This window comes from Rahnella inusitata (assembly GCF_003263515.1).
Classification (GTDB): domain Bacteria; phylum Pseudomonadota; class Gammaproteobacteria; order Enterobacterales; family Enterobacteriaceae; genus Rahnella; species Rahnella inusitata.
This window is the reverse complement of the sequence record NZ_JYDE01000017.1, coordinates 143,334-154,034: the sequence shown is the minus strand read 5'-3', so window position 1 is coordinate 154,034 and position 10,701 is coordinate 143,334. Positions and strand designations below refer to the sequence as shown.

Sequence of the window (10,701 nt, the reverse complement as noted above, 5' to 3'; positions counted from 1 at the left end):
ATTTTATTCATGAAAGTATTAAAAATTATAAGTTTGACGTGAGTAAAATCATGGCCTAGCGGAGGGGTTTTAGATCAATAGGTTGATTTGTAATAGTTTTAAATTCTGAACATCAATACTGATCGTGATCATCATTAAGAAAATCAAGGATTAGCATCGAGAAATGCACATCAAAATGACTTATCAATTTTGTGACTATCCATAAAGAATTTTGGGCTTAATGTATTGAGGCTAAAAATAATTAAGACTATGCGCAATCACTGAAACTTATCGTTTCTGATAAACTGTGCGGTCTGTTTAATGTCAGGTGTTTTTTCATGAAGGAAAAGACTCATCATCATGTCAGGTAAATATTTATCGCTGACCTCAACCAACATCACGCGTTTCTTTTGGTTGTTCATTTTGCTGCTGGCACTGGGGCTGGGTCTTTACGGGTATAACTACACCAATGCTTATCTGAACGATAAACTGCGCACGGTGCAATCCACCGCCGATCAGTTGCAAAAACGTATCGATAAGTATCGTTACATGACATATCAGATTTACGACAACTTCACCGGCCAGCCGCTGCCGCCGGATGTGGTCTCCGCGCAGGAAATCCGCCTGCGTCAGGACATGTTCTATGTCTCTAAGCCGCACAAGAAAACCGACGCACTGATTTTTGGGACGCATGACAGCTCGACGCTTGATCTGACACTGAAAATCTCGTCCTTCCTCGATGAACAATGGGGTGCCAAAACGCTGCCCTATTCGCTCTATTATCTGAACGGCCAGGACAACAGCATGGTGCTGGTGACCACGGTGCCGCTCGAGGAACAGGATTCCCGCCTCAAAGAAAACTATTTCACCAGTACGCTGCAATCACGCCGTGCTGAAATGCTGCAACAGGCCAATACGCTGGACGAGCGCGAAAGCTACTCCGCCCTGCGTAAATCGCGTCAGAGCAGCGACTACAACTTTACGCTACGCACCACGTTCAATAATCCCGGTCATCTGGCGACGGTGATCGCCTTTGATTTGCCGATGAGTGATCTCATCCCGCTGAACATGGCACGGGACAATTTCCAGCTCAACGGCAGTACAGCCGCGGTGAATGAAGGCGATCCGACCGACGACAACGCCGCCAGCAGCATTGCTGTTCAGGGCTGGTCACTGGTGTTCAGCGTGCCACTGAGTAACTCTCCACTGTCGCTGACCTACCATGTGCCGTTGTTCAGCCTGGTGGTGGATCTGTCACGTAATAACTTCTGGCTGATCCTCATCAATCTATTCCTGATCGGGCTGGCGATGACCAGCATTTACTTTATTCGTCATCAGTACATCCGCCCGAGCGAAAATATGGCGGCGCAGTTGCATATGCAGCAGGCGCTGAATCAGGAAATCATCTCCGGGTTACCACTCGGTCTGCTGGTTTATAACTTCAGCAACCACAGCGTGATCCTCAGTAATAAAATTGCCGACCAGCTGTTGCCGCATCTGAGCCTGAATAAAATCGCTAATATGGCCGAGCAGCACAACGGCTCGATTCAGGCTACGGTTAACAACGAAGTGTATGAAATCCGCATGATTCGCAGCCAGATTTCTCCGGAAACGTATCTGTTCCTGCTGCACGATCAGGACAAAGAAGTGATGGTCAACCGCACGCTGCAACAGGCTAAGCGTGAGTTCGAAAAGAACCTGCAGGCGCGCAAACTGATGCTGCACAATCTGGGCATCGAGCTGAATCAGCCGTTGCAGGAGCTTAACGGGCTGGTGGAATCATTGGTGGCGGTGGAAGATCTTCACGAACGCCAGACGCTTCAGGGCAAATTGCAGGTCGAATCGCGCAACGCACTGACGCTGGTGGATAACATCACCCTGCTGACCCGTCTGGAAACGCAGGACTGGCAGCCGGCCAGCCAGCCGTATGTCTTATCCGCTATGGTGGATGAACTCCTGCTTGAGGCCCTGCCCCGCCTCAGCCAGAAAGGCCTCGGTTTGCTGAATCATTTCCATATTGCACCGGAAGCGATGTTCGTCGGCGATATGCAGGCGGTGAAGAAAATTCTCTCGCTGCTGCTTGATTACGCCATTGTCACCACGTCGCTCGGCAAGGTCACACTGACCAGCGAACAAGACGAAGATCGCCCGGATCAGCTGGTTTTCCACATAACTGACACCGGCAGCGGAATTTCGAAGGAAGAATTGAGCAATCTGAATTATCCTTTCCTGAGCCAGACGTTGGTTGATCGCTTTAATCACGGCTCCGGCCTGACATTTTTCCTGTGCAATCAGCTGTGTAAAAAGCTGGGCGGACAGTTGGAGATCCGCAGTAAACTCGACATCGGCACGCGTTATACCGTCCGGGTGAAACAACGGCAGCAAACGCAGGAAGTGGAAGACGAGCACGAGAAGTTGCTGACGGATGTCACCGCGTTACTCGACATCACCTCTGACGAGGTGCGCGGTATTGTGACCCGGACAATGAATGCGTACGGCGCGGTGTGTATCGTGGCCGATGAGCGACAACTGACGCGTGAATACGATGTTCTGCTGACGGATAATCCCCAAAATAGTGACAAATTTACGCTGCTGCTGACCGACGATGAGTCCGGTTTCCAGTCGCTGGAAAAGCATTATATTCGCGTCAATTACAACATCAGCAGCGCGCTGATCGACGCAACCCTACTGTTAATTGAACAGCAATTTGCCGTTCCTGATGACAGTGTTTCATCCGAAGAACCCGGCGATGACTCTCTTGACCATTATGAAAAGCAGTTAAAATCAAGCGATTACTATCAGCTTTTTGTCGAGACAGTACCGGAAGATCTTGAGAAACTGTATAATGAAAACCAACGTCGTGATTTCACATCACTTTCCCAAACTGCACACCGCCTTAAGGGAGTGTTCGCTATGTTGAACCTGACCCCAGGCAAGCAAATGTGTGAAGAGTTAGAACAGTACATCGCAGATGGCGATGCATTACAGATTACTGAAACCATCAATCTTATTGATTCTTTTGTCTCCAGACTGCTCCAGCAAGGTAGCTAATCACATGAATACTATGAACGTAATTATTGCTGATGATCATCCTATCGTCCTTTTTGGCATTCGTAAGTCACTTGAACAAATCGAATGGGTGAATGTTGTCGGCGAGTTTGAAGACTCGACGGCTCTGGTCAACAGCTTAAGTAAACTCGACGCCCATGTATTGATTACTGACCTCTCTATGCCGGGCGATAAATTCGGCGACGGGATTACGCTTATCAAATACATCAAGCGCCACTATCCTCAGTTGTCGATCATTGTTCTGACCATGAACAATAATCCGGCGATCCTGAGCTCGGTGCTGGATCTGGATATCGAAGGCATTGTCCTCAAACAGGGCGCGCCAACGGACCTGCCAAAAGCGCTGGCCGCTTTGCAGAAAGGCAAGAAGTTCACGCCGGACAGCGTGGCCAAGCTGTTGGAAAAAATCAGCGCCAACGGTTACGGCGACAAACGCCTGTCACCAAAAGAGAGCGAAGTTCTGCGTTTGTTTGCAGAAGGCTTCCTGGTGACTGAGATTGCTAAAAAACTGAACCGCAGTATCAAAACCATCAGCAGCCAGAAGAAATCAGCAATGATGAAACTGGGTGTGGAAAACGATATTGCGTTGCTGAACTATTTGTCCTCCATCAGCTCCATGCCGGTCGACAAAGACTGAGTTTTCGCAAAGCAGTCTTCATGCAAAAAGACAAAAGGCACCTTCACGGTGCCTTTATTTTTGGGACAAAACCTTCAGCCAGAACGCCGCTTCAGTCTTCTTTTTTATAGCTCCCTTTGCGCACGCGTTCACTGTAATAGCTCAGCGTATCGCGCAGCGTTTCCAGCGTCACCGGCTTCGACAGACAGTTATCCATCCCCGCTTCCAGACACCGCTGACGTTGCTCGGCCAGCGCGTTGGCGGTCACGCCGATCACCGGCAGGATATGGCCCAGCTCGCGCAGTTTCTGCGTCAGGCCATAACCATCGAGGCGTGGCATGTTGACATCGCTTAACACGATATCAATCTCGTGCGCGCGCATGGCATCCAGCGCATCCATCCCGTCATTGGCGGTCACCACGATGTAACCCATGGTCCCCAGCTGATCGGCGAGCAGACGGCGGTTGATTGGATGATCATCGACCACCAACAGGGTGATATCACTGTAGTCCTGCGCGATAGCGGTTTCAGCCGCCTGGGCGTTCAGGCCGTCCTCATCCCCTGCCGTCTCAATCTGGTAAATCCGGTTGAGCAGCGCGGTGATTTCCAGCGGCGTCGAGGTGCCGTGTACCCAATATCCCGGTCTGGTTTCCACCGGCGGGCCGATATGATCTATCGAGAATTCAATCTGCGCGCGTAGCGTACCCATGTGAATAAACGGCTTATCGGTGATCAGCACATCCTCGGCGCCGGTCGCCTGCTCAGGTTCATAGCGCTGGATATTCGCGCCGTGGTGGCGCAGCAGCTGCATCAGGTAGCTTTCAAGATACGCATTGCGTACGTCAAGCCAGACGATTTTATCCTGCCAGTGATCCAGCGGTTCCTCAGACGGGAACACCGCGCTGTAAAGCGGAATACGTACGGTGAAAGAACTGCCGAGACCCGGCTCGGATTCCACGTCAATATCGCCATCCATCAGGTTGATTAGCTTTTCGCAGATCGCAAGCCCCAGGCCGGTACCCTGGAAATGACGCTGCACGCCGGTACCGACCTGGAAGAACGGGTCGAACAGACGGGTGATTTCGCGCTCAGGAATACCGACGCCGGTATCGCGCACCTGGAATTCCAGATAATTTCCGCAGGTTCTGACATTCAGCACGATACAGCCGGTATCGGTGAATTTAATCGCATTATTGAGAATATTTGAGATGACCTGTTGCAGACGCACCGGATCGCCGTTGAAAGACAGCGGTACGTTGTGCTCGATAAAGCAGTACAGCCCGAGGCGCTTTTTCACCACCAGCGGCAGATAGTTACCGGCAATGTGCGTGATCACTTCACGGCAGGAGAACTCCTGCGGCTCGATTTTCAGCTGTTCGGATTCGATTTTCGAGAAGTCGAGAATGTCGCTGATGATTTTCAGCAGCAGCGCTGAGGAGTTATTCATCGCCGTCACCAGTCGATCCACGCCCTGCGGCAGCCCCTGCGTTTGCAATAAGTCCAGATTACCGATAATACCGTACAGCGGCGTTCGCAGTTCGTGGCTGACCGTTGCCAGGAACATTGATTTCGACTGGCTGGCCTGCTCGGCGGCATTCGCCATCTCCTGCAACGACTCTTCCATCCGCACGCGCGCACTGACGTCGATCAGCACGCAAATCGCGACGTCTTCGTTGCGGTAACGTGAATGGACGAAGCTAAGCTGGATGTTATTGTTATTCTTAGTAATCACGTCAACAAAATTCACCTGCTGATCGCAGATGATACGCGTAATACGTTGACGGTCTTCCTGGGTCAGCATGCTGATGTAGTTGTGCGCCAGCTCGTTACTCAGGATATTCACGCCGTCGCTGATGCGCAGAATCGAGATCCCCACCGGCGCCGACGCGACAATTTTGTGGTTAAACTGCTCGTGCTCCTCGAGGCGGAAGGCGTTCTGCTCGGCCGGTAAAAACATCTTGCGTTCAAACACCCACGCCAGAATAAACAGCAACAGGCCGGAGAATATATTGAGCAGCACCGCGTTAAATATCATGATCTTGAACCGTTCAATGACAATATTGAACGGCATGGAATACACCACGCTCAGCGAAGACGGCGACAGCGGCTTTTTGTAGATCAAGTCTTTGTAGCCATTCATGTAACCGAAGTACGAGCTTTCCTGCGGATAATTTCCCAGCGCAGCGGTATAACGGTCGCCTTCTGAAAGGCTGAGCAGCGGCTGATCGTCCTCATCGAGCAACGTAACGCTGGTGTGTTGCGCGCTCGGCGTGACCAAATCTTCCAGACGCAGGTTTTGCTGAATCCCCATCAGCGCTTCCAGTTTGTTGCCGATATAAATCGGCGTCAGCACATACAGATAACCGGACTCCCGGTTATTGGACTGAGACACCCAGTACAGGCTGTTCTCTTTGTCCTGATTTTTACCGTTGCGGTATTGCAGGATTTTTTCATGCAACGATTTCAGCTGATCCTGACTTTCACGTTCAAACGGTTCGCTGCTGATGCCAAAATCCACCACACACAGGTTTTCGCCGCTGATAAAGAACACGCGATTAAGATCATAGGCATCAGAAAAATTGTCTTTCCAGTAATGAATCATGTTCCCCAGGGACGTCAGCGAGTTACGGTAACTGTCGCTGAGCTGGGAGCAATCCGAATCCGGGAAAAGGGAAAGGTAGGACGGTGGCGTATTCTTGCTGCTGATCATCCCGTTGATGATATCCAGCCCGTTCATTGAATCGCTCAGACGCTTTTCGGCCATAAACTTAATGCTGCGCATCACGTCATTGGAGTTTTTGACGTAGCTCTGCGCGAGATCGTAGTTGAGGTTATCCTCATCCCGGATCTCCGACTCTTTATTGTGGAAGATATTCAGCACATAAAAGGTGGTCAGCAGCACCCCTAACGTCCACAGCATCAGCGCCAGCACCCTGAACAGGTAGCGGGAGATTCTCAGCGTTGTTCGAAACGAAGCAAGATATTTCAAGGATTAACCATCGGTGTAACGGCTCAGTGAGCGGAATGTGAATCAGAATACACTATTGAGGGACTTTCTAAAAAACCCGGAATGAATAAAAAAGGCATAACACGTTGCCATGTTATGCCTTCCTTTCAACCGACTAAGAAAACTTATTCTTCTTCGTCGTCTGCTGGCTGATCGTCTTCACTTTCTGCTTCGTCTGGCAGATCGGCTGCTTGTGCCGCTTCCAGTTCGCCCGCTTCGGTGGCAACGCCATCCAGTTCTTCATCTTCTACCGGTTCCGCCACACGTTGAAGACCGACCACGTGTTCTTGCTCAGCGGTGCGGATAAGCGTAACACCCTGGGTGTTACGGCCAACGGTGCTCACTTCGGACACACGTGTACGCACCAGCGTACCAGCATCGGTGATCATCATGATCTGATCCGCTTCATCCACCTGGATAGCCCCTACTACCGGACCATTACGCTCGCTCACTTTGATCGAGATAACGCCCTGCGTTGCGCGGGATTTGGTTGGATATTCGGCAGATTCAGTACGTTTACCGAAACCATTCTGCGTCACGGTGAGGATACAACCGTCGCCGCGAGGAATGATCAGGGAGACGACGCTGTCGCCTTCGCCCAGACGGATACCGCGAACACCGGTCGCCGTACGGCCCATTGAACGCACCGCTTCTTCGGAGAAGCGCACCACTTTACCGGCTGCAGAGAACAGCATGACTTCGTTGTTACCGTCGGTCAGATCAACACCAATCAGCTCATCACCCTCATTGAGGTTGATGGCGATGATGCCGGCGCTGCGCGGACGGCTGAAATCGGTCAGTGCCGTTTTCTTCACGGTACCACTTGCCGTTGCCATGAACACATGACGGCCTTCTTCGTACTCGCGTACTGGCAGAATGGCGGTGATACGTTCGTTGGGTTCGAGCGGTAACAGGTTGACGATCGGACGGCCACGTGCGCCACGACTGGCTTCCGGCAACTGATAGACTTTCATCCAGTACAGACGTCCCCGGCTGGAGAACATCAAAATAGTGTCGTGGGTGTTGGCCACCAGCAGACGGTCGATGAAGTCTTCTTCTTTAATACGGGCTGCTGATTTACCTTTACCGCCGCGACGCTGCGCTTCGTAATCGGTCAGAGGCTGATACTTCACGTAGCCCTGATGCGACAAGGTCACCACAACGTCTTCCTGATTGATCAGGTCTTCGATGTTGATGTCAGATGAGTTCGCCGTGATTTCGGTACGACGCGGATCGTTATACTGATCGCGGATCGCTTCCAGCTCTTCACGAATGACTTCCATCAGACGATCCGGGTTGGACAGGATGTACATCAGCTCTGCGATTTGCACCAACAGCTCTTTGTACTCATCAAGCAGTTTTTCATGCTCGAGGCCGGTCAGTTTCTGCAAGCGCAGATCCAAAATAGCCTGTGCCTGTTGCTCGGTAAGGAAGTATTTACCTTCATGAATACCGAACTCTGGCTCCAGCCATTCAGGGCGTGCCGCGTCATCACCGGCGCTGGCCAGCATTGCCGCAACGTTGCCCAGATCCCATGAACGCGCAATCAGGCCCGCTTTCGCTTCGGCCGGAGATTGTGCAGCACGGATCAGTTCAATGATCGGGTCGATGTTAGCCAATGCGATCGCCAGTGCTTCAAGGATATGAGCACGGTCGCGGGCTTTACGCAGTTCGAAAATAGTACGGCGTGTTACCACTTCACGGCGGTGGCGAACAAACGCGGACAGAATCTCTTTCAGACCCAAAATTTTCGGCTGACCACGGTGTAATGCCACCATGTTGATACCGAAAGAGGTCTGCAGCTGCGTCAGTGAGTACAGGTTGTTCAGAACCACTTCACCGACGGCGTCGCGTTTGATTTCGATGACGATACGCATACCGTCTTTATCGGACTCATCACGCAGCGCACTGATACCTTCAACGCGTTTTTCTTTCACCAGCTCGGCAATCTTTTCGATCAGACGGGCTTTGTTCACCTGATACGGGATCTCGTGAACAATGATGGTTTCGCGACCGGTTTTGGCGTCCGCTTCAACTTCAGCGCGGGCACGGATCGAAATCTTGCCACGGCCAGTACGGTAAGCTTCTTCGATACCCCGACGACCGTTGATGATCGCCGCGGTCGGGAAATCTGGCCCCGGAATGTGTTCCATCAGCCCTTCGATGCTGATGTTCTCATCTTCAATGAAGGCCAGGCAGCCGTTGATAACCTCAGTGAGGTTATGCGGCGGAATGTTGGTCGCCATACCTACCGCGATACCTGACGAGCCGTTGACCAGCAGGTTAGGAATACGGGTTGGCATAACAGCAGGGATTTGCTCGGTGCCATCGTAGTTTGGCACGAAATCGACGGTGTCTTTTTCTAAGTCAGCCAGCAATTCGTGAGCAATTTTTGACATGCGAATTTCGGTATAACGCATGGCTGCGGCGGAGTCGCCATCCACTGACCCGAAGTTACCCTGCCCGTCCACCAGCATGTAGCGAAGTGAGAAAGGCTGAGCCATACGGACAATGGTGTCATAAACCGCGGTATCACCGTGTGGGTGATATTTACCGATAACGTCACCGACCACACGGGCCGATTTTTTATAGGCTTTATTCCAGTCGTTACCGAGGACGTTCATTGCGAAAAGTACGCGGCGGTGCACCGGTTTCAAACCATCACGCACATCTGGTAGCGCACGTCCGACAATCACGGACATCGCATAATCCAAATAAGAGTTTTTCAGCTCTTCTTCGATGTTAATCGGTGTGATTTCTCTGGCAAGGTCGCTCATGGAGCTGCTATCCCTCTACTGATTATTCATGGCCGCTGCCCACGTAGGCATATATAGCGCAAAGGTGTAAAACTATACCACAAACCAGCCAAACGTGGAAAACAACCGCCCCCTTTTGCCTACTATTATCCAACAGGTTTCAAACCTTTGCGCAAAGCGCCTCATTTCGTATAAAGATTCGCCATAACGACAAATCTGAACCAAAGCAGACGAAATAGGTATAATCGGCCACATCAAGATATAAGGAGTTCATCACGCTCATGACAACCACATCATCCACATCGGCTTCCGCTACGCCACAGAACATCGACCACGAAGAAATCGCCAAGTTTGAGGCGGTCGCATCACGCTGGTGGGATTTGGAAGGCGAATTCAAACCGCTGCACCGCATCAATCCGCTACGCCTGAACTACATTCTTGAGCGCGCTGATGGCCTGTTTGAGAAGAATGTTCTTGATGTCGGCTGCGGCGGCGGCATTCTTAGCGAAAGCATGGCCGTTGCCGGTGCGAAAGTGACCGGGCTGGACATGGGTGGCGAACCGTTACAGGTGGCGCGTCTGCATGCGCTGGAAAGCGGCGTGAAAGTCGATTACGTCCAGGAAACGGTTGAGGCACACGCCGATGCCCATCCGCAGCAATACGATGTGGTCACCTGCATGGAAATGCTCGAACATGTGCCGGATCCGGCTTCCGTCGTGGCTGCCTGTGCGCGTCTGGTGAAACCCGGCGGCCATGTGTTCTTCTCCACCATCAACCGTAATAACAAAGCCTGGCTGATGGCGATTTTCGGCGCAGAATACGTGCTGAAGATGGTGCCAAAGGGCACGCACGACATCAAAAAATTCATCAAACCGTCAGAGTTACTGGGCATGATCGACCGCACGTCACTGTCCGAGCGTCACATTATGGGTCTGCACTACAACCCGCTGACTGATCATTTTAAACTCGGGCCGAACGTGGACGTCAATTACATGATCCACACTCAGTCGGAAGAAAGTTCTGTCATCTGACCTGCTTTAAATACCCGGTACGTCAAGCCCGGAAGATGCCTTTCGGGCGGACTTAAACGCAATTCCCTCCGCTCTGCCCGCCGCTGCTTTTACTTAAACCTTAGTTTTTAGGGCGTTGGTGGAACCGGCCCCGGCAACATGATTTTTTAGAATAGTTATCCAGATCAATATAGCGTTTTTTTCTAACGTTTAATAAACCGGCAGTCGATCACCTTTCGTAAAAATATAAGAAAATCGTATCTC

General features: G+C 51.4%; 5 protein-coding genes. 3 read left to right on the top strand and 2 right to left on the bottom strand.

Features of this window, described 5'->3' with window-relative positions; all coding sequences use genetic code 11:
• Positions 1 to 339 precede the first annotated feature (339 nt).
• On the top strand, positions 340 to 3,030 hold the full coding sequence (rcsD, locus tag TU92_RS10620) for a phosphotransferase RcsD (RefSeq protein ID WP_112166949.1): 2,691 nt from the start codon (positions 340 to 342) through the stop codon (positions 3,028 to 3,030).
• Positions 3,031 to 3,034: 4 nt separating this feature from the next.
• Entirely contained in the window at positions 3,035 to 3,685 is a 651-nt protein-coding gene (gene rcsB, locus TU92_RS10615) for a response regulator transcription factor RcsB (RefSeq protein WP_112166948.1), read from the top strand.
• A gap of 91 nt (positions 3,686 to 3,776) precedes the next feature.
• On the opposite strand, the gene rcsC is transcribed toward rcsB, so the two are convergent.
• Complete coding sequence (gene rcsC, locus TU92_RS10610; protein WP_112166947.1) at positions 3,777 to 6,653, bottom strand: two-component system sensor histidine kinase RcsC; 2,877 nt, start codon at positions 6,651 to 6,653, stop codon at positions 3,777 to 3,779.
• Positions 6,654 to 6,796: 143 nt separating this feature from the next.
• A complete protein-coding gene (gyrA, locus tag TU92_RS10605; RefSeq protein WP_112166946.1) occupies positions 6,797 to 9,448 on the bottom strand; it encodes a DNA topoisomerase (ATP-hydrolyzing) subunit A in 2,652 nt (883 codons plus the stop codon).
• Positions 9,449 to 9,708: 260 nt separating this feature from the next.
• Between gyrA and ubiG the strand changes: the two genes are divergently transcribed.
• Complete coding sequence (ubiG, locus tag TU92_RS10600; protein WP_112166945.1) at positions 9,709 to 10,458, top strand: bifunctional 2-polyprenyl-6-hydroxyphenol methylase/3-demethylubiquinol 3-O-methyltransferase UbiG; 750 nt, start codon at positions 9,709 to 9,711, stop codon at positions 10,456 to 10,458.
• The last annotated feature ends 243 nt before the right edge of the window (positions 10,459 to 10,701 follow it).

Excerpts from the sequence above, each read along its gene's own strand:
- rcsD (WP_112166949.1), top strand. The coding sequence starts at position 340 with ATGTCAGGTAAATATTTATCGCTGACCTCAACCAACATCACGCGTTTC.
- rcsB (WP_112166948.1), top strand. The coding sequence starts at position 3,035 with ATGAATACTATGAACGTAATTATTGCTGATGATCATCCTATCGTCCTT.
- gyrA (WP_112166946.1), bottom strand. The coding sequence starts at position 9,448 with ATGAGCGACCTTGCCAGAGAAATCACACCGATTAACATCGAAGAAGAG.
- ubiG (WP_112166945.1), top strand. The coding sequence starts at position 9,709 with ATGACAACCACATCATCCACATCGGCTTCCGCTACGCCACAGAACATC.